The organism is Caenimonas terrae (assembly GCF_042655405.1).
Lineage (GTDB): Bacteria > Pseudomonadota > Gammaproteobacteria > Burkholderiales > Burkholderiaceae_C > Ramlibacter > Ramlibacter terrae_A.
The window spans coordinates 313,948-330,555 of sequence record NZ_JBHSMF010000009.1 but is presented as its reverse complement, the minus strand read 5'-3'; the positions used below and the strand labels follow the sequence as shown (position 1 = coordinate 330,555).

At 69.9% G+C, this 16,608-nt stretch carries 17 protein-coding genes; 7 read left to right on the top strand and 10 right to left on the bottom strand.

Annotated features, from left to right (window positions below; genetic code table 11):
• Nucleotides 1–48 precede the first annotated feature (48 nt).
• The 3 genes from ACFPOE_RS15285 to ACFPOE_RS15275 are packed head-to-tail and all read right to left on the bottom strand — an operon-like array spanning nucleotide 49 to nucleotide 2,497.
• The gene (locus ACFPOE_RS15285) at nucleotides 49–768 is read right to left on the bottom strand and encodes an aspartate/glutamate racemase family protein (RefSeq protein ID WP_376850987.1); all 720 of its coding nucleotides are present in this window, start codon (nucleotides 766–768) and stop codon (nucleotides 49–51) included.
• Nucleotides 765–1,958 carry a nicotinate phosphoribosyltransferase gene (gene pncB, locus ACFPOE_RS15280; RefSeq protein ID WP_376850986.1) on the bottom strand — a complete coding sequence of 398 codons (1,194 nt, stop codon included), beginning with the start codon at nucleotides 1,956–1,958 and terminating at the stop codon, nucleotides 765–767. Before pncB ends, ACFPOE_RS15285 begins: the two co-directional genes overlap by 4 nt.
• A gap of 47 nt (nucleotides 1,959–2,005) precedes the next feature.
• A complete protein-coding gene (locus ACFPOE_RS15275) occupies nucleotides 2,006–2,497 on the bottom strand; it encodes a hypothetical protein (protein ID WP_376850985.1) in 492 nt (163 codons plus the stop codon).
• Between the two features lie 198 nt (nucleotides 2,498–2,695).
• On the opposite strand from ACFPOE_RS15275, the gene ACFPOE_RS15270 reads away from it, so the two are divergent.
• Complete coding sequence (locus tag ACFPOE_RS15270; protein ID WP_376850984.1) at nucleotides 2,696–3,970, top strand: putative DNA modification/repair radical SAM protein; 1,275 nt, start codon at nucleotides 2,696–2,698, stop codon at nucleotides 3,968–3,970.
• Between the two features lie 2 nt (nucleotides 3,971–3,972).
• The gene (locus tag ACFPOE_RS15265; RefSeq protein ID WP_376850983.1) at nucleotides 3,973–5,454 is read left to right on the top strand and encodes a UdgX family uracil-DNA binding protein; all 1,482 of its coding nucleotides are present in this window, start codon (nucleotides 3,973–3,975) and stop codon (nucleotides 5,452–5,454) included.
• A 21-nt stretch (nucleotides 5,455–5,475) separates the two neighbouring features.
• Here the strand turns inward: ACFPOE_RS15265 and ACFPOE_RS15260 are convergent, their stop codons facing one another.
• Entirely contained in the window at nucleotides 5,476–6,387 is a 912-nt protein-coding gene (locus tag ACFPOE_RS15260; protein ID WP_376850982.1) for an SDR family NAD(P)-dependent oxidoreductase, read from the bottom strand.
• Between the two features lie 50 nt (nucleotides 6,388–6,437).
• Nucleotides 6,438–7,529: an alpha/beta fold hydrolase gene (locus ACFPOE_RS15255; protein ID WP_376850981.1), complete on the bottom strand. Its 1,092-nt coding sequence runs from the start codon at nucleotides 7,527–7,529 to the stop codon at nucleotides 6,438–6,440.
• A gap of 57 nt (nucleotides 7,530–7,586) precedes the next feature.
• Between ACFPOE_RS15255 and ACFPOE_RS15250 the strand changes: the two genes are divergently transcribed.
• Nucleotides 7,587–8,210, top strand: coding sequence for a DUF938 domain-containing protein (locus tag ACFPOE_RS15250; RefSeq protein WP_376850980.1), 624 nt, complete (start codon nucleotides 7,587–7,589; stop codon nucleotides 8,208–8,210).
• Between the two features lie 15 nt (nucleotides 8,211–8,225).
• Here the strand turns inward: ACFPOE_RS15250 and ACFPOE_RS15245 are convergent, their stop codons facing one another.
• Nucleotides 8,226–9,164, bottom strand: a complete 939-nt coding sequence (locus ACFPOE_RS15245; RefSeq protein ID WP_376850979.1) for a M14 family metallopeptidase — start codon at nucleotides 9,162–9,164, stop codon at nucleotides 8,226–8,228.
• 174 nt (nucleotides 9,165–9,338) lie between these two features.
• Here ACFPOE_RS15245 and ACFPOE_RS15240 point away from each other — a divergent pair, with 174 nt between their 5' ends.
• From ACFPOE_RS15240 to ACFPOE_RS15225, 4 genes are all read left to right on the top strand, one after another.
• The gene (locus tag ACFPOE_RS15240) at nucleotides 9,339–10,208 is read left to right on the top strand and encodes a hypothetical protein (protein WP_376850978.1); all 870 of its coding nucleotides are present in this window, start codon (nucleotides 9,339–9,341) and stop codon (nucleotides 10,206–10,208) included.
• Nucleotides 10,209–10,291: 83 nt separating this feature from the next.
• Entirely contained in the window at nucleotides 10,292–11,317 is a 1,026-nt protein-coding gene (locus ACFPOE_RS15235; RefSeq protein ID WP_376850977.1) for an aldo/keto reductase, read from the top strand.
• A 50-nt stretch (nucleotides 11,318–11,367) separates the two neighbouring features.
• Nucleotides 11,368–12,573 (top strand): M20 aminoacylase family protein, encoded by a 1,206-nt coding sequence (locus ACFPOE_RS15230; RefSeq protein ID WP_376850976.1) that lies wholly within the window; start codon nucleotides 11,368–11,370, stop codon nucleotides 12,571–12,573.
• The gene (locus ACFPOE_RS15225) at nucleotides 12,570–13,487 is read left to right on the top strand and encodes a tripartite tricarboxylate transporter substrate binding protein (RefSeq protein ID WP_376850975.1); all 918 of its coding nucleotides are present in this window, start codon (nucleotides 12,570–12,572) and stop codon (nucleotides 13,485–13,487) included. Before ACFPOE_RS15230 ends, ACFPOE_RS15225 begins: the two co-directional genes overlap by 4 nt.
• A gap of 83 nt (nucleotides 13,488–13,570) precedes the next feature.
• Here ACFPOE_RS15225 and ACFPOE_RS15220 read toward each other — a convergent pair whose 3' ends face one another.
• The 4 genes from ACFPOE_RS15220 to gshA all read right to left on the bottom strand — a co-directional run bounded on the left by ACFPOE_RS15220 (nucleotide 13,571) and on the right by gshA (nucleotide 16,578).
• Nucleotides 13,571–14,116: a DUF1236 domain-containing protein gene (locus ACFPOE_RS15220; RefSeq protein WP_376850974.1), complete on the bottom strand. Its 546-nt coding sequence runs from the start codon at nucleotides 14,114–14,116 to the stop codon at nucleotides 13,571–13,573.
• A 102-nt stretch (nucleotides 14,117–14,218) separates the two neighbouring features.
• Nucleotides 14,219–14,470 (bottom strand): translation initiation factor IF-1, encoded by a 252-nt coding sequence (infA, locus tag ACFPOE_RS15215; protein WP_141514019.1) that lies wholly within the window; start codon nucleotides 14,468–14,470, stop codon nucleotides 14,219–14,221.
• A 19-nt stretch (nucleotides 14,471–14,489) separates the two neighbouring features.
• On the bottom strand, nucleotides 14,490–14,744 hold the full coding sequence (locus ACFPOE_RS15210; RefSeq protein WP_376850973.1) for a hypothetical protein: 255 nt from the start codon (nucleotides 14,742–14,744) through the stop codon (nucleotides 14,490–14,492).
• 283 nt (nucleotides 14,745–15,027) lie between these two features.
• Nucleotides 15,028–16,578: a glutamate--cysteine ligase gene (gshA, locus tag ACFPOE_RS15205; RefSeq protein ID WP_376850972.1), complete on the bottom strand. Its 1,551-nt coding sequence runs from the start codon at nucleotides 16,576–16,578 to the stop codon at nucleotides 15,028–15,030.
• Nucleotides 16,579–16,608 lie beyond the last annotated feature (30 nt).

Genomic DNA, 16,608 nt, shown 5'->3' with positions numbered 1-16,608 from the left:
TTCCTGCCAGCAATCTAGTCCCAGGCCGCCGGGGCCGGTTGATCTGCGTCAACGCGGCGCGGCGGCAGCCGCGCCGGCGGCGCGCCGCAGCGCTGCGCGGGCCAGCAGCCGGGTCGAGTCCAGCGTCGGCAGCGCGCTGTTGGCGTCGCTGACGATGAGCGGGATCTCGGTGCAGCCCAGCACCACGGCGTCGCAGCCCTCGCCCTTCATCCGCTCGATGGCGCGCTGGAACACGGCGACCGACTCCGGCCGCAACACGCCGCAGACCAGCTCGTCCATGATGACGCGGTTCATCTCGTCGCGTTCGGCGTCGACGGGACGCAGCCAGCCCATGCCGAGCGCCTCGACCGCCTGCGGGTAGACGGCGCTGTCGACAAGCCAGCGGGTGCCGGTGATACCCAATTGACGGAAGCCGCGGTCGGCGGCCTCCTGCGCGACGACCTCGGCGATGTGCAGCCAGGGCAGCGGCGAGCGCGCCAGCACGCGCGGCAGCGCCTGGTGGATGGTGTTGTCGGGACAGATCAGGAAGTCCGCGCCGATGGCGGCCAGCTTGGCCGCCGACGCCAGCATCAGCTCGCCGACGCCGTCCCAGTCGCCGCGCTCCAGGCACTCCACGTACAGCGCCAGCGAGGGCGTGTGCATCGAGACCTCGGGATGGGCGTGCGGGCCGAACAGCTGCGCCCCCTCCTCGCAGATGGTGCGGTAGCACAGTGAGGCGCCGGCAGCGGAACAGGCGACGATGCCGACGTGCAGCGGGCTGGTCTTCATGTTGCGTGCTCCATGCCGAACACCTGGCGCAGGTAGGCCAGGAAGGTCTCGTCGCTGCACATCGTCTTGCCCGGGCTGTCGGACAGCTTGGCCACCGGCTGGCCGTTGGCGGCGGTGAGCTTCATCACGATGTTCAGCGGCACCAGGCCGACGTCGTTGGTCAAATTCGTGCCGATGCCGAAGCCGGTCTGGGTGCGGCCGGCGAACACGCGGTACAGCCGCATGGCGGTCGGCAGGTCCAGGCCGTCGGAGAACACCAGCCGCTTGGTGTTGGCGTCGATGCGCAGCGCCTCGTAATGGGCCAGCGCCTTCTCGCCCCAGGCCACCGGGTCGCCCGAGTCGTGGCGCAGGCCGTCGAACAGCTTGGCGAAGTACAGGTCGAAGTCGCGCAGGAAGGCGTCCATGCCCACCACGTCGGTCAGGGCGATGCCCAGGTCGCCGCGGTATTCCTGCACCCAGGCCTCCAGCCCGGCCGACTGGAAGTCGCGCAGCCGCACGCCCAGCGCCTGCCAGGTCTGCAGGTATTCGTGCGCCATGGTGCCGATCGGCACCAGCCCCAGGTCGCGGGCCAGCAGCACGTTCGACGTGCCCTTGAAGAACTGCGGCGCCTGCAGCTTGAACGCCGTCACCACCTCGCGCTGCCAGTCGCGCGCAAAACGCCGGCGCACGCCGAAGTCGAAGAACTCGAACGGATGGCGCTCGCCCGGCTCCAGGGCGAAGGCGCGCAGCGCATCGAGCTTGTGCTGCAGCCGCCGGCGGCCCTCGGCCAGCGCGGCCTGCCGGTCGAAGCGGCGGAAGTACAGCTCGTTGACGATCGCCAGCACGAACACCTCGAAGGCCATCACGTGGACCTGCGGGCCGCTCGCCTCGATGGTCAACGCATCGCCGTCGATGCCGGCGCGGATGAAGTCGCGCTGGAAGCTGAAGATGCGCAGGAAGTCGACGAAGTCGCTCTTGATGTAGCGCAGCGAGCCGAGGTAGGAAAGCTCGTCGGCCTGGAACCGCAGCCCGCACAGCGCGTCGAGCTCGCGGTTCACGTCATCGAGCAACTGCGCCAGCGGGAACTGCGGTGCATTGCGGCACTGGAAGGTGTAGCGCGCCTGCGTCTGCGGATGCCGATGCAGCATCGCCTGCCACATCGAGAACTTGTACAGGTCGGTGTCGAGCAGGCTCTGGATGATGGCGGGCATGGACCCTTGATCCTACTGCCCGGCGGCCGGCGATGGCCGCACCTGCGTTAGCGGGCGTTGTGCCGCATCTGCGACAGCACGGCCAGCAGCGCGGCGCTGCCCAGCGTCTTGATCAGGCCCGAGTGGTCGGCGTAGAAGCGGCCCAGTTCGTCGGCGATCTGGGGCTTGGCCTTTTCCGCGTGGTTGACGATCTCGGTCACCTCGCTGGGCGAGACCTTGGACGCATCCTCCGGGGTCACCTGGGTCTGGCCGGGACGCAGGATGCGCCCCAGCGCGCCGTTGGCCAGCGCGCCGGCCACCACCGGACCCAGCGTGCCCAGGATCTGGTTCAACAGGCCGGCCTGCTGGCTGGACGAGGAGCGGCCGAACAGGTCGCTGACCATCTCGCCCATCGGCGGCGTCTGGTCCGAGCGCAGCGCGCCGGCGACGCCGGCGCCGAGTTCGTCGGGCGAGGCCTGCCGCGCCACTTCGTCGAAGCGTGCGTTGACGTCGGTGATGTTGTCGCCGCCGGCGTCGCGGAACAGATCGGAAAGGGCCATGTCGTGCTCCTGCAATGCATTGAAAGAACCATCCTAGAAGGCCGGATGCAGCCCGGCTGTAGGACGCGGCGCCCGGCGAGGACGGGTTTCATCGGCAACTGCATCGTCCGGCTCCGGGCCGCCGCCTGCCGCCGAGCCTGCAAGCCCCGGAAAACCACAACCCGGGCTGCTTGCGGCAGACTACTGTACGATCATCCAGTGGACCTGAACGCCAAGCTCGCCATCCTCGCCGACGCTGCCAAGTACGACGCCTCCTGCGCCTCCAGCGGCGGCACGGCGCGCGATTCGCTGGCCGGCCGCGGCATCGGCTCCAACGACGGCATGGGCATCTGCCACAGCTATGCGCCGGACGGCCGCTGCATCTCGCTGCTGAAGGTCCTGCTGACCAACTTCTGCCAGTACGACTGCCTGTACTGCGTCAACCGCGTCAGCAGCAACGTGCCGCGCGCCCGCTTCGCCATCGACGAAGTGGTGCAGCTCACGCTGGACTTCTACCGCCGCAACTGCATCGAAGGCCTGTTCCTGTCCAGCGGCATCATCCGCAGCCCGGACTACACGATGGAGCAGGTGGTGGAGGTGGCGCGGGTGCTGCGCGAGGAGCACGACTTCCGCGGCTACATCCACCTCAAAAGCATTCCCGAGGCCTCGCCCGAACTGCTGCACAAGGCCGGCCGCTATGCGGACCGGCTGTCGATCAACATCGAGCTGCCGACCGAACAGGGCCTGGCCCGGCTGGCGCCGGAGAAGGACGGCGCCGCCATCCGCCGCTCGATGGCGCGGCTGCGGCTGCACATCGACGACGCCAGGGGCGAGGCCCGCGATGCGGCGCGCGCCGCACCGGCGTCGCTGCCGGGCGTGCGGCCGACCCGCGCGCGGGCCAGGAGCTTCGCGGCCGCCGGCCAGAGCACGCAGATGATCGTCGGCGCCGACGCCTCGGACGACGCCTCCATCCTGGCCACCAGCGCGCAGCTCTATGGCGCGTACCGCCTCAAGCGCGTCTATTACTCGGCCTTCAGCCCGATCCCGGATGCGTCCTCCTCGCTGCCGCTGCAGGCGCCGCCGCTGGTGCGCGAGCACCGGCTGTACCAGGCCGACTGGCTGATGCGCTTCTACGGCTACGAGGCCGGCGAGATCGCGCCGCCAGGCAGCGGCGGCATGCTGTCGCTCCAGGTCGATCCCAAGCTGGCGTGGGCGCTGGCCCATCCCGAGTGCTTTCCGGTGGACCTGAACCTGGCGCCGCGCGAGCTGCTGCTGCGCGTGCCCGGCCTGGGCGTGAAGGCGGTGGACCGGCTGCTGCTGGCGCGGCGCGGCCGGCGGCTGCGCGCCGACGACCTCAAGCGCCTGCGGGTGCCCACCCACAAGGTGCTGCCCTTCGTCGTCGCGGCCGACCACCGGCCGGCCGGCGTGGTCGATGCGCGGCATCCGCTGGCGCTCGGCGCGAAGGCGGCGCCGCAGCAGGCCGCCCTGTTTTAGCCATGCACGTGCGGCTGGCCGGAGAAACGGATCTCGCGGGCTTTCGCGAACGCGCCCGCGCGCTGCTGGCCGCGCAGGTTGCGCCCGATGCAGTGCAATGGAGCACGCAGGCGCGCAGCGACGACCTGTTCGCCGACGCCGCGGCGCCGGCCGAAGCCGCTGCGGCCGCGCCGGCGCCGAAGGTGGCGGTGCCGGCGTCGTTCCTGGCGCTGTGCGAGAGCGTGGTGCTGCACCGCGATCCGCAGCGCTTCGCCCTGCTCTACCGGCTGCTGTGGCGGCTGGCGCATGAGCCGCAGCTGCGGCACGACCCGCTGGACGCCGACATGCTGCGGGCCCGCGACATGGCGCATGCCGTGGGACACGACATCCACAAGATGCGGGCCTTCGTGCGCTTTCGCGAGGTCGGCGACGGCGACGCTGCCGGCCCGCTGCACGTGGCCTGGTTCGAGCCGGAGCACCACATCGTGCAGGCCAACGCGCCGTGGTTCATGCGCCGCTTCGCCCAGATGCGCTGGGCCATCCTGACGCCGGACCGCTGCGCGCAGTGGCGGCCCGGCGGCGCGCTGCAGTTCAGCCCCGGCGTCGGGCGCGAGCAGGCGCCGCCGGCCGATGCCGGCGAACAGCTGTGGCTGACCTACTACCGCAACATCTTCAATCCGGCCCGGCTCAAGCTGGCGATGATGCGCAAGGAGATGCCGCGCAAGTACTGGCACAACCTGCCGGAAGCCGCGCTGATCGCCCCGCTGGCGGCGCAGGCGCGCGAGCGCAGCGGCCGGATGATCGCCCAGCCCGCCAGCGAAACCGCGCGCCGCTTCACGCGGCTGCCGCCGGCGGTGCCTGATGCGCCGCCAACAGCCAGCGTGCAGTCATTGCAGGAGCTGCGGCAGACCACGCAGCACTGCCGCCGCTGCCCGATCGGCGCCTGCGCCACGCAGGCCGTCAACGGCGAAGGGCCCGTGGGCGCGGCGCTGATGGTGGTCGGCGAGCAGCCGGGCGACCAGGAAGACCTGCAGGGGCGGCCCTTCGTCGGACCGGCGGGCCAGCTGTTCGACCGCGCGCTGGCGCGGCTGGCATTGCCGCGCGAATCGCTGTTCGTCAGCAATGCGGTGCGCCATTTCAAGTTCGAGCTGCGGGGCCGGCGCCGCATCCACAAGACGCCCGGCCAGCAGGAGGCGGCCGCCTGCGCCCAGTGGCTGGAGCAGGAGATCGCGCTGGTGCAACCCCGGGCGCTGGTGGCGCTGGGCGCGACGGCGGCGCGCTCGCTGCTGGGGCGGCCGGTGGCCGTCACGCAGGAGCGCGGCCGCTGGCTGCAGCGCGAGGACGGCTTGCCGGTGCTGGTGACCCTGCATCCGTCGGCGCTGCTGCGGATGCAGCCGGGGGAGCAGCCAGCAGCGTTCGAGGCGTTTGTCGGCGACCTCGGCGTCGCGATGGACGCGATCGGTCCGAAGACAGTCGATCGACAACAGGAGCTGCCATCCTCCTGATCGACGAGTTCGATCGGTCGCCTACTTTCCCTCGCGCGCCAGCCGCATCTCGTTGGCGCCCTGCGCCGTTCCGCTGCCGGGCACCATCTCGCCGGCGCGGTCCAGCACCTGCGCCAGCCGCGCGGCCAGCCGCTCCGGCGCATCGGGCCCCATGCCGACGTGCACGCCCTGCGTCAGCGTGATGTGCGCGGCCTCGAAGCCGCCGGCGCCCGCGCACAGCACGGTGCGGGTCGGCGCGTCGTCGCTGGCCAGCACCAGCATCGCGGGCACCACCGCCTCCGGGCCGAAGGACTGCAGCATGTCGGGCGGGAACAGGTCCTCGGTCATGCGCGTGACCGCTGTCGGGGCCAGGCAGTTGACCCGGATGTTGTGCTTCTCGCCCTCGATCGCCAGGGTCTGCATCAGGCCGACCAGCGCCATCTTGGCGGCGCCGTAGTTGGCCTGGCCGAAGTTGCCGTACAGGCCGCTGGACGAGGTGGTCATCACGATGCGGCCATGCTTGCGTTCCACCATCAGCGGCCAGACCGCCTTGCTGCAATGCACCGCGCCCATCAGGTGCACGTCCAGCACCAGGCGGAAGTCCGCCAGCTCCATCTTGGAGAAGCTCTTGTCGCGCAGGATGCCGGCGTTGTTCACCAGGATGTCGACGCCGCCCCAGGCGTCCACCGCCTGCTGCACCATCGCCTGCACCGCGGCAAAGTCGGTCACCGACGCCACGCTGGCAATCGCCTCGCCGCCGGCGGCGCGGATCTCGTCCACCACCTTCTGCGCCGCGCCCTGCGCGCCAGCCGCCAGCTCGCCGTTGACGGCGCCCCCGAGGTCGTTCACCAGCACCCGCGCGCCGCGCGCGGCCAGGGCCAGCGCATGTTGCCGGCCCAGTCCGCCGCCGGCGCCGGTCACGATCGCCACCCGCCCCTTGAAATCCAAAGCCATGAAAACTCCGTCCGAATGATCTGCGAAAGGCCCAGAGGATAGTGGATGGCTCAGGGCCGGTGCGGCACGGCCGCCAGCCAGTCGGCCAGCTGCTGCTTCCACCACCTGGCCTGGCCGGTGGTGCCATGGCCGGCGGTCTGCTCGCTGGCCGGGATCAGGTAGTAGCGGCCGTTCTTCACCCGCTTCATCTCGCGGTCCATCACGCCGGTCTCGGGCGGGTTGCGTTCGTCGTCGGCGGAATTGATGGCCAGCACCGCGGCCTCGATGCGCTCCAGGCCGGGCGACGGGTCGTAGTCGGCCGACGACTCCCACTGGTACAGGTGGTCGTTGGCGTCGCCGGTGTAAGCCGCCTTCAGCCGCGCGTCGAGCAGCTGGTCGGCCTTCTCGCGGGTGGGCGCCGCCTTGTACAAGGCCTGGCTGCCGCCGCTGGTGGCGATGCCGAAGAACACCTGCGAGAACTGCGCGCTGCGCGGCTGCTTGGTGTAGTTGCCGTTGTTCCACTCGGGATCGTTGCGGATCGAGTCGACGATCAGGCGGCGCAGCATCCAGTTGCGGCTGGACATGGCGGCCGGCTGCGAGGCCATCGGCACCAGGGCGTCCATGAAGCCCGGGTATTTCTCGCCCCACATCCAGGTCTGCATGCCGCCCATCGAGTTGCCGATCACCAGGCGCAGGTGCTTGACGCCCAGGTGCTCCGTCACCAGCCGGTACTGCGCCTGGATCATGTCGTCATAGTTGTAGTGGGGAAAGTTCGCGCGCAGGCCGTCCGACGGCCTGGTCGACTTGCCGGCGCCGATCGCGTCCGGAATGATGATGTAGTAGCGGCTGGCGTCCAGCGGCTGGCCGGGGCCGAACAGCTCGCCGGCGAACGCCGGCGTCAACATGCTGGCGGCGGAGCCGGTGGTCCCGTGCAGGACCAGCACCGGCTCGCCGCTGGGCGCGCCGACGGTGACGTAATGCAGCCGCAATTCGGGAAAGGCCTGGCCGGTGTGGAAGCGGAAATCCCTGGCGACCCAGCTGCCCTCGTGCGGCGCCGGATAGTCGGCGGCATTGGCGGCCAGCGCCAGCAGCGCCAGGCCGGCGAGCAGGGCCGAGCGCCAGCGGGCGGCGAGGCCGGTGGATGCAGGTGAAATCGCGGACATGATGTCTCCTTCTGGTTGGTGGCGGCACTCTACCGCGCGAAAGCAGAAAATGACCCCATGACAACCCCACTGGCGAGCAGTCCCGCGGCCGACCGCAACAAGCAACCGATCCTGGAGGTGCTGCAGCAGGTGCTGCCTGCGCGCGGGACGGCCCTGGAAATCGCGTCGGGCACCGGCCAGCACGTGGCCTGGTTCGGCGCCGCGATGCGCAGCTGGATCTGGCAACCCAGCGACGCCGATCCGCCGGCGCTGCCGGCGATCGAAGCCTGGAGCCAGCAGGCCGGCCTGACCAACGTGCGGTCGCCGGTGCTGCTGGACGTGATGGCGCCGCAATGGCCGTCCAGCGGCCCGCCGTTCGACGGGCCCTTCGACGCCGTCTACTGCGCCAACATGCTGCACATCTCGCCCTGGCCCACCTGCGCCGCCCTGATGCGCGGCGCGGCGCGCCACCTGGCGCTGGACGGGGTACTGATTACCTACGGCCCGTACCTGGAGGATGGCGTGCCGACCGCGCCCGGCAACCTGGCCTTCGATGCCAGCCTGCGCGAGCGCGACCCGCGCTGGGGCATCCGCCGGCTCGCCGACGTGGCGGCCCAGGCCAACCAGGTCGGGCTGCGGCTGCAGGCGCGCCACCAGATGCCGGCCAACAACCTGCTGCTGGTGTTCGGCCGCAGCCAATGAGGCACGCTTGCGTGCTCAGTCGATCGGGCGGGTGAGGTAAACGGCCTCCTTGCCGGGCGTGGCCTCGCGCGAGGGCATGAAGATGGTGCAGCCGTCCACCGGCGAGCGCACTTCATCCTCGCCGTCGGTGTAAACCAGCTCGCCCTGGTCGAACACTTCGAAGCCGACCACCGGCCGGGCGAAGCGGAATTGCGTCGTCTTGATCACGTGGGTCTGCAACAGCTCGAAGCGGCGCTGGGGCGGCAACGGTGCACGGTCCGGATCGGCATCGATCAGGCCGAAGTGGGCCAGGAAGTCCAGCGCGACCTGGGTTGCCAGGTCCGAGGACGACTGCAGGAAGTGCTGGCCGCACTCCACCACCATCGCCGTGCCGGTGCCTTGCGGGTCGCCGTGGCGGCCATGCTGGATCAGGGGCGTGCCCGAGCCCAGGCCGCCGGGCATCACCAGGTGGACCGGGGGCCGGCCGATCGCGAGCGCCACCTCCGCATTGCGTTCGTACGCCGGATAGACCCAGAACGGAACGACGTCCTGCGACGTGGAGTGAATGTCCAGGATGTGGTCGGCCTGCGCCACCGCGGGCCGCAGGGCACGGGCCCGGCGCAGCTCGGGGCTGTCGGCCGTGCCGTCCAGTTCCGCCGCCGCCCAGATCCGGTTCAGGTTCTGCACCAGTTGCCGGCTCTTGAACGGCTCGGCCGGGTCGAAGCTCTCATAGGCGCCGACGTTGGCGAAGCTCACCGTGAGCGTGCCGATCTTGGGCCGGATGCCCCGGTCCAGCAGGTGGGTGGCGGCGACCATGCCGCAGAACTCGTTGCCGTGGGTCAGCGCATTGACCAGCACGTGCGGGCCGGCCCGGCCGGACTCGAAGCGATGGACGTAGTCGATGCCGGTATTGCCCTCGCGGTAGGGCTGCAGGTCGCGCGGGAGGACTTCGTAGGGGGGCAGGGTGGAGGTCATTCGAATGGAGTATTTGGAGGTGAAAACGGATCAGGGGGGCCAAAAATTACCGCTTTTTGCCACGTATCAGACGAGCCTGGATTGCGGCCATATAAACATATTGTTACTATTAGTACAACCTGGTAACAGGTAGGCGAACCGGGATGGTCCCGCAGTCTGCCACCGGAGAACGCAATGAGCTTCCTGAAACGCATCTTTACCAGTTCGAACTCTGCCGGCAACCCGGCATCGCAACCTGCCCCCAGCTCGGTTCCCGCGTCCACGCTCAACACCAAGAGCCCGATGTCGCAGGAAAACTCCAGCCGGCGCGAACTGCTGCGACTGGTGCTGCGCGACACGCTCAACCGCGCCGGGATCCCGGGCTCCTGGGTCGGAGTCGACCTGCTGGCCGCCACGTCCCGCGGACGCGATCCCGGCATCCACGTCCGGCTGCTGCTCAAGCACTGGGACCCGCGGCTGATGCTGCACGGCATCGCGTTCGAGAACGCGTACCGGAAGCGGGTGCTGACCCTGGACCCGCTGGCCGAGCGCTGGCTGCTGGGCATCTCGTGGCAGTACTCGCTGGAGGACGACAGCGCCTGCCCGCCGATGCCGCATCCGGGCATCTGGACCTCCGCCTTCGGCGAGGAAGACACCGACGTGGCGGAACTGGCCGTCCAGTCCGCCCTCAGGCATCGTGACCCCGCCGACCTGCTCGGCGGCTCCATCGTGATTTCGGGGCCGGCCGCAACTCCCGATCCGTCCGCAGCAAGGCCGGCTGCTGCGGCCGCCATTCGACAGGCCGCCCGCAAGGCGGTGCCTGAAGCATTCGAGGATTCCAGGCGCGAGGCCAAGGCCGACCTCGAGCGCCTGTTCGCCGTCCGCGACGCCGACCTGCAGCGCCACGCGGCCACCCAGTCCTCGCCGCAGTTCGCCGCGACCGAACCGGCCGGCCTGCTGGCGCTGCCGGCGGCGCCGGACGCGGCGCCGCGCAACGGCCACGATGCCGCTGCGCACGCCTCCTTCGCCAAGACCGACGTGTTCCGCCGCAGCGACATGCGCTGACGCCGGCGCCGCTGCAGCGGCGCGGCAACCGAGGCCCCTGCCGCGCCGGCGGCGGCACAATCGCGGCTCAAGGAGTTTCAACCATGAGCACGCCGACCGCCCCGATCTACCGTCCCCTCGGCCACAGCGGCCTGAAGGTGCCCCAGCTGTGGCTGGGCACGATGATGTTCGGCGACCAGACCAGCGAAGCCGATTCGATCAGCATCATCGACGCCACCCGCGACGCCGGGCTCAACGCCCTGGACACCGCGGACGTCTACGCCAAGGGCGAGTCCGAGCGCATCGTCGGCCGCGCGATCGCCGCCGACCGCGACCGCTGGGTCGTCGCCACCAAGGTGGCCAACCAGGTCGGCCAGGCGCCCAACGACCGCGGCCTGTCGCGGCGCTGGCTGCTGCAGGCAGTGGAGGCCAGCCTGCAGCGGCTGGGCACCGACTACATCGACCTGTACTACATGCACCGCGACGACGAAACGGTGCCGATCGAGGAAACGCTGTCGACGATGGCGCGCCTGATCGACGTCGGCAAGATCCGCTACTACGGCGTCTCGAATTTCCGCGGCTGGCGGGTCGCGCGGATGGTGGAGACGGCGCGCCGCATGGGCGTGCCGCAGCCGGTCGTGTGCCAGCCTCCGTACAGCGCCGTGACGCGGCTGATCGAGACCGAGCTGCTGCCCTGCTGCCAGCATTACGGCGTCGGCGTGGTGTCGTACAGCCCGCTGGCGCGCGGCGTGCTCACCGGCAAGTACCAGCCGGGCGCGGAGCCGGAAGCGGGCACCCGCGCCGCGCGCGGCGACATGCGCATCCACCAGACCGAGTTCCGCCCCGAGTCGCTGGAACTGTCGCAGCAGTTCAAGGCGCATGCACAACGCCGCGGCATGAGCCCGACGCAGTTCGCCATCGCCTGGGTGCTGAACAACCGGCTGGTCAACGGCGTGATCGGCGGGCCGCGCACCCTCGATCAGTGGAAGGACTACCTGGCCGCGCTGTCGCTCAAGCTCGATGCTGAAGACGAAAGTTTCGTCGACCAGCTGGTGCCGCCGGGCTATGCATCGACCCACGGCTACAACGACCCGATGTATCCGCTGACCGGCCGCATCGCGGCGGGCTAGCGGCTAAGATCGAAGCGTCGGCGCCGCCTTTTGCGCGGCCCGGCGCGCGCATGCAATCATCCCCCGATATCCAGCCCTACCTCGGCAAGCTCATCAACTTCCGGCACGACCTGCACGCCCATCCCGAACTGAAGTTCGAGGAGAACCGCACTGCCGACCAGGTCGCCTCCTGGCTCACCGCCCTGGGCCTGCCGGTGCATCGCGGCATGGGCGGCACCGGCCTGGTCGCCACGCTGCGCGGGACCGGGCCCAATGCTGCGGACCCGGCCCGCGCCATCGCCCTGCGCGCCGACATGGATGCGTTGCCGGTGCAGGAAGCCAACGGCTTCGAGTACGCCAGCAAGAGCGCCGGCCGCATGCACGCCTGCGGCCACGACGGCCACACCACCATGCTGCTGGGCGGCGCCACGCTGCTGGCGCGCAAGCCCGATTTCGACGGCACGGTGCACTTCATCTTCCAGCCGGGCGAGGAAGGCGGCGCCGGCGCCCGGCTGATGATGGAAGACGGACTGTTCGAGCGGTTTCCGGTGAAGGCCGTGTTCGCGCTCCACAACTGGCCGGCGCTGCCGGCCGGCGAGATGGGCGTGCGGGTGGGGCCGATCATGGCCTCGGCCAACCGCTTCCAGATCCGCATCCGCGGCCAGGGCGGCCACGCGGCGCAGCCGCACACCACGGTGGACCCGATCCCGATCGCCTGCGCGATCGTCGGCCAGCTGCAGGCGCTGGTGTCGCGCACGGTCGATCCGCTCGATAGCGCGGTGCTGACGGTGGGCAAGATCGACTCGGGCACGGTGGAGAACATCATCCCCAACGAGGCGTTCATCTACGGCACCTGCCGCACGCTGAGCACCGCCACGCTGAACCACCTGGTCGAAGGCATCCAGCGCATCAGCAGCCACATCGCGCAGGCCCACCGCGCCAGTGCGGAAGTGACCATCAAGCCGGGCTATCCCACCACCGTCAACCACCCGCACGAGGCGCGCTTCATGGCCGCCGTGATGGGCGCGATGGTCGGCAAGGGCAACGCGCACTTCGACGTGCCGCCGGCGATGACGTCCGAGGATTTCGGCTTCATGCTGGAAAAGGTTCCAGGCAGCTACGGCTTCATCGGCAACGGGCCGCACGGCAAGCCGGGCGTGAACCTGCACAACGCCGCCTACGATTTCAACGACGACATCCTGGGCCTGGGCGCGAGCTTCTGGGACCGGCTGGCGCGGCAATGGTTCGCCCAGGAACTCGAGGACATGAACCGGTGACCAGCCGCCGCAGCACGCTCCAATTCGCGGCGGGCCTGCTGGCCGGCCTGGCAGGCGCGCGCCATGCCCTGGCGCAGCCGCACTGGCCGAGCCGCCCCGTCCGGATCGTGGTGCCCTACCCGGCCGGCGGCGTCACCGACGTGGTGGCCCGCATGCTCGGCGACAAGCTGGCGCCGCTGCTGGGCCAGGCGGTGATCGTCGACAACAAGGCCGGCGCCGGCGGCACCATCGGCATGGACGCGGTGGCCAAGGCCGACGACGGCCACACGCTGGCCTTCGCCGCGATCAGCCCGCTGACGCTGAACCCGCACATCATGAAGGTGCTGTACGACCCGATCAGGGATTTCACGCCGGTCGCCTCGGTCATGTACTCGCCGGTCTACCTGCTGGCCACGCCCAGGTTCAAGGGCAGGAGCCTGGCCGATGCGATCGCGCTGGCGAAGGCGCAGCCGGGCAAGGTGAGCATCGCCAGTTCCGGCTTCGGCACGCTCGGCCACATCATGATCGAGCAGATCCGGCGCAAGTCGGGCGCCGACCTGACGCACGTGCCGTACAAGGGCGGCAGCCAGCTGGTCACCGACGCGGCCGGCGGGCAGTTCGACCTGCTGGTGGCCAACCCGTTCGCGACCATCAACAGCCTGATCGACGAGGGCAAGCTGCGGGTGCTGGCAGTGACCGGACCGCAGCGGCTGGCGGCCATGCCGCAGGTGCCGACGCTGGCCGAACTGGGCTATCCGGAGGCGAACCTGACCTCGCTGTTCGGCTTCTATGCGCCGGCGTCGACGCCGCCCGACGTGGTGCGGCGCCTGAACGCCGACATCACCGGGTGCTGGCCGACAAGGAGTTGCAGGACAAGCTGCGCAAGCTGGACAACGTGGTCAGCACGGGCACGCCGCAGCAGTTTGCGGCGCTGATCGCCAAGGACCACGCCGCGAACGCGCGCGTGGTGAAGGAAGCGAACATCAAGGCCGAGTGACCGGCCCCGGTCCGCGGGCGCTCAGCGCAGCAGGCCGGAAATCGCGTCCACCACCATCTGGCTCTGCGGCGAGACCAGCAGGATGTCGTTGCCGACCCGCACGTAGCGATAGCCGGGCGGCGCGACCGGCAGCTGCACGATCACCGGCTGCGGCACCTGGTACACCGGCACGGTGCGCGGCAGCGGCTGGCCCACCGCGTAGCGGACCTGTCCGGGCGGCATGCAGCCGTTGTTCTTCTTGGCCAGGCCAGGCGGGCAACGGCGGCCGTCGCCGTACTGCTGGCCGTAATAGCCGCGGACGGCTTCGCGCTGGTGGTCGTTGAAGTAGTGGCCGACCTGCACGTCGTCGCGATCGCGATGCTTGTCGCGCTTTGCTTCCTGGTGGTCGCCCTTGCGCTCCTGCCTGTCGGCCTGTCGCTCGGCCTTCTCGGAGTGCTTGTCGCCATGCTTGTTGCCCTTGCCCTTGCCGTTGCCGTAGTCGTCATCGGCGAGGCTGGGTCCGGCCAGGAAGAGGGAAACGATGGCCAGCGCGAGGATGCGGCCGGCCAGGGGGAAAAATCGGGACATGCCGGCTCCTGGGGTACGGGCTGATTACCCAGCCCGACTGTGGGCCCGGCAGCAGCCCCTTGCTGTAGGACCGTGCCGCGAAGCGGCATCGGCCCGGGCTGCCTAGCGGCGGGCCGGCGGCGGGCCGGCGCGGCCGGCGATGTGGCGGAACGTGATCCGGCCCTTGGTCAGGTCGTACGGCGACATTTCCAGCGACACGTTGTCGCCGGCGATGATGCGGATGTGGTGCTTGCGCATCTTGCCGCCGGTGTAGCAGATCACCTGGTGACCGTTTTCCAGCGTGACGCGAAAGCGCGAGTCGGGCAGCACCTCGTCGACGTGCCCCTTCATTTCGATCAATTCTTCCTTGGCCATGGATTCTCCTGAATTCTGGTTAGGCGGCCGCGGCTGCGGCGCCCTGGATGGCGGGATGGCGCTGGCCGATCCACTGCAGGCCTTCGGCCGTGGCGTGGCGGGCAGCGGCCAGCCGGCAGCGGAACAGCCGCGTCAGCCGCAGCACGCGATCGTGCCGGGCGCCGGCGGCGCCGGAGCGGATGGAGACCGAGCAGGCGTACCAGCCGTCTTCCAGCGCTTTGGTGATGGGCGAGACGAGGTACTTGCCCACCGTGATGTTGTCTTTGTCGTTCATGGAATCTTCGGGCGGACCGCAAATGGCGGATCCGCAATGTCTTGCAGGAAGCCCGCGTTGGCGGGCCGGCGCTTATCGAACCCGTTGGCATGTCCTCGCGAGGAGGTCCGGGGCTGCGTCCTGGAAGCTGGTCCGGCTTTGGCGGGGCCGGTGCAAAGGCCTTGGGATGGCCCGGGAGACGCGTGCGCAGTGGAGACTTCAGGCGCCTGGAAGGGTTGGATCGGCGCGTTCGATCGCCTGCGCCATCGAAGGCACCATTGTAACCGGGATCGGCCGATCCCGCTCAGACCGCAGCCAGCGCCGGCGCGACGGCCGCTCGCCCCAATCCAAGGCGTTCGGGCGCGATGTATTGCTGGCGGTAGATCTCGAACGGCATGGTGTCCGCCGCCTCGATCGCCTTCTGGTCGCGGACCGATTGTGCGCTCATCGCCGCGAAGCGCGCCTGTTCGGCGGCGCTGAACGGCAGCGCCAGCAGCTTGGCGCGGGTCTGCTGCGATTGCGCCTTGGTGAAGGACAGGAACGAATTGCCGTAGTCCTGCTCCATGACCGCCAGCACCCGCGCGCTGGGCAGCAGCGCCGGGTCGTCCAGCAGCGCCTGGGCCGAGCGCAGCGCATCGGTGTAATCGGTGGTCTGGTGGGCCGCGTCCAGCGCGCCGGCGATGGGCGCGAATTCCGCCAGCAGCTGCGAGCCCCAATCGGTCAGCGTCACTTCGCCCTCCCCGCGCTCCAGCGCCAGCCCCGGCTGGCGCCCGTAGGCGGCGGTCTTGTGCTGGTTGCGGCCCAGCGCCGCGATCTCCTGCGGCGAATCCGGCGGGCTGTCGGCCAGCAGGCAGTGCAGCAGGAACACGTCGATGAAGCGCAGCGTCGGCGCCGTGATGCCGGTGGGCACGAAGGGATTGAGGTCCAGCAGCCGCACTTCCACGTATTCCACGCCGCGCTCGCGCAGCGCGTGCAGCGGACGCTCGCCCGGCTTGATCACGCGCTTGGGCCGGATGGTGCCGTAGAACTCGTTCTCGATCTGCAGCAGGCTGGTGGCCAGCTGGTTGTATTCGCCGCCCGGGCCCATGATGCCGATCGCCTCGTAGGGCGGATAGGGCTGGGTGAGCGCGCTGTGCAGCGACGCCGCGTAGCCGTCCAGGCTGTTGTAGCTGACGGCCAGGCTGGCCTGGGCGTCGCTCTGGTAGCCCAGGCGCCCCATGCGCAGCGAGGTGCCGTGCGGCATGTACATCGTGCCGTCGCCGATCGCCTGCAGCTCGTGCTGGCGGCCCTCGACGAAGCTCGAACACAGCGCCGGCGAGGCGCCGAACAGGTACAGCAGCAGGAAGGCGTGGCGGCGGAAGTTGCGGATCAGCGCGAAGTAGCCTTCGTTGCCGACCCCGGGCAGCGACCAGTTGTAGTGGATGCCCGAGATCGTCTGCATGCGCCGGCCGTAGCGGTTGGCCAGGCCCATGCGGTACACGCTCTTGGCCCGGCCCACGTTCGACTGGCCGTAGCGGCCGAACGGGATGGTCTCGTCGGCCGGCAGCCGGCACGGCATGCTCGAGACCCACAGCGTTTCCTCGCCGATCGCGCGGTAGGTGAACTGGTGGATGTGCAGCAGCTCCTCCAGGCAGTTCTCGGGCGACGCGTGCACGCCGGTGATCAGCTCGATCTGCGATTCGCTGTAGTCGGTGGTGATGTGCGGATGGGTCAGGGCCGAACCGAGCGCGGCGGGATGCGGCGTGAGCGCCAGGTCCTTGCCGTTGGCGCGCAGGCTCTCCTTCTCGATGCCGCGGCGGATGCCGGCAAGGCGTTGGGGGCCCAGCGATTGGAGGGCGTTCTGCAAGCTGCTCATGGGGGATGTCTGGTGGGCCGGGGCGTGATG

Bases quoted from the DNA above. Each gene is read 5' to 3' on its own strand.
- ACFPOE_RS15265 (WP_376850983.1), top strand. From the start codon at position 3,973: ATGCACGTGCGGCTGGCCGGAGAAACGGATCTCGCGGGCTTTCGCGAA.
- infA (WP_141514019.1), bottom strand. From the start codon at position 14,470: ATGGCCAAGGAAGAATTGATCGAAATGAAGGGGCACGTCGACGAGGTG.
- ACFPOE_RS15255 (WP_376850981.1), bottom strand. From the start codon at position 7,529: ATGTCCGCGATTTCACCTGCATCCACCGGCCTCGCCGCCCGCTGGCGC.
- ACFPOE_RS15285 (WP_376850987.1), bottom strand. From the start codon at position 768: ATGAAGACCAGCCCGCTGCACGTCGGCATCGTCGCCTGTTCCGCTGCC.
- ACFPOE_RS15220 (WP_376850974.1), bottom strand. From the start codon at position 14,116: ATGTCCCGATTTTTCCCCCTGGCCGGCCGCATCCTCGCGCTGGCCATC.
- ACFPOE_RS15275 (WP_376850985.1), bottom strand. From the start codon at position 2,497: ATGGCCCTTTCCGATCTGTTCCGCGACGCCGGCGGCGACAACATCACC.
- ACFPOE_RS15230 (WP_376850976.1), top strand. From the start codon at position 11,368: ATGCAATCATCCCCCGATATCCAGCCCTACCTCGGCAAGCTCATCAAC.
- ACFPOE_RS15235 (WP_376850977.1), top strand. From the start codon at position 10,292: ATGAGCACGCCGACCGCCCCGATCTACCGTCCCCTCGGCCACAGCGGC.
- gshA (WP_376850972.1), bottom strand. From the start codon at position 16,578: ATGAGCAGCTTGCAGAACGCCCTCCAATCGCTGGGCCCCCAACGCCTT.
- ACFPOE_RS15245 (WP_376850979.1), bottom strand. From the start codon at position 9,164: ATGACCTCCACCCTGCCCCCCTACGAAGTCCTCCCGCGCGACCTGCAG.
- pncB (WP_376850986.1), bottom strand. From the start codon at position 1,958: ATGCCCGCCATCATCCAGAGCCTGCTCGACACCGACCTGTACAAGTTC.
- ACFPOE_RS15240 (WP_376850978.1), top strand. From the start codon at position 9,339: ATGAGCTTCCTGAAACGCATCTTTACCAGTTCGAACTCTGCCGGCAAC.
- ACFPOE_RS15260 (WP_376850982.1), bottom strand. From the start codon at position 6,387: ATGGCTTTGGATTTCAAGGGGCGGGTGGCGATCGTGACCGGCGCCGGC.
- ACFPOE_RS15210 (WP_376850973.1), bottom strand. From the start codon at position 14,744: ATGAACGACAAAGACAACATCACGGTGGGCAAGTACCTCGTCTCGCCC.
- ACFPOE_RS15250 (WP_376850980.1), top strand. From the start codon at position 7,587: ATGACAACCCCACTGGCGAGCAGTCCCGCGGCCGACCGCAACAAGCAA.